Raw genomic sequence first — 1375 nt, 5'->3', positions numbered from 1 at the left:
AAGCCGCGCTGCCAACCACTCCCCCACAGCTCATACCGGCCCCGCGACCACACTGCGACCACATCCCGAAACGGCACAACCAGGTGACCATCATCAGACGGCCCACAGAAGCCACGAGTTACAGCAGCCCAGCCCCGAAGCGCTCGGGCACATGCGACCACCCNTCATCAGACGGCCCACAGAAGCCACGAGTTACAGCAGCCCAGCCCCGAAGCGCTCGGGCACATGCGACCACCCTGCGACCACAAGCCGACAAAACGTCAGAAAGGTCGTTCCCTCACTTTGAGGAAACGACCTCCGACCTGCGAAAACGCTGGTCGGGACACAGGCAGATCCTCGGCAGTTGGTTTCCCTCACCCACCGGCACCGTCGACGTCGGGGGGCCGGTACTCCCCTATGAGGTGCACATCTTCGCCAGCGCGCTCGGCGGGCTAGCGGTGGGCCTGCTGTGGTGCGGCACCCGCGCACTGACCCGGGTCGCGGCGCTGGTGCCGATGGCCGGGGCGGTGGCGATCCACTGGGTGACCAATTACGCCGCGGCCTTCCCGGGCGACCACACCGCGATGGAGTGGCGAGAGAGGCTGGCCGGGGACTGGGGGCTGTGGATCATTCTGGGGTGCCTTGGCGCCGCGTGGATCTGGGATGTGCGCCGGTCCCGTCTAGGCCGGCGACGCGAGCCAGATGTCGCGCTTGCTGCCGAACGCCAGGGCCGGACCGCCCCGGAAGCTCTCTTCGGATACGCCCTGCTGCACCTCCCCGCCACCTGGATCATCGCCATGGGCTACGCCCGGCAGCGCAGAGCGCTGCTGTACGCCGCGGCCCACCCCCGTACCCGCGCAGGGAAGCTGGAGCCGCTGCGCGAGTCAGTCGCCCGGCAGAGCCGACAGATGGATGCGACCAACAGCCAGGAGACATGGCATGGAGTGACCTTTCGGCAGCTGTGGCGCCAGGCCCGGGAGCAGCGTCCCCGCCTGCCGGGGCACGAGAAGGTTCTTCTGGTGCTCAGCCTGCTGTTGACCATCCCCTCCCTGGTGTATCTGGTGGTGGGCTCCTTCCCGGCCACAAAGGATCTGCGGGAGTACTTCACCGAAGGCACCGGGCTGCACGTCCTGGTCGGCGTTGGTCTGGCCGGGCTGGCCCTGACGCTGTGGCGGCTGATCTCCGCCGTACACGGCTACCGGACAGCGAACGCGTCCCCACTGGGCGAGACCCTGGCCCTGGTCCAGTTCCGCATCGCCGTCTGCGCGGGCAGCCTCGTCGTCGGCGGCCTGCTGCTGTCCCGCTGGTCAGCCATCGCCGACGGCGAGGCTCCCCTCTCCGGTTACCGCATCCTGGGCACCGACCAATTTTTCCTGGAAAAGATCCTCGAGGTCGG

At 68.0% G+C, this 1375-nt stretch carries 1 pseudogene; it reads left to right on the top strand.

What is annotated here, in order from left to right:
• Window positions 1–401 precede the first annotated feature (401 nt).
• Window positions 402–1375 (top strand): annotated as a pseudogene (locus tag EEJ42_RS02390) (hypothetical protein); the annotation flags it as partial.

This window comes from Streptomyces botrytidirepellens (assembly GCF_003721215.1).
GTDB lineage: Bacteria > Actinomycetota > Actinomycetes > Streptomycetales > Streptomycetaceae > Streptomyces > Streptomyces himastatinicus.
This window is presented reverse-complemented; position numbering and strand designations above follow the sequence as displayed.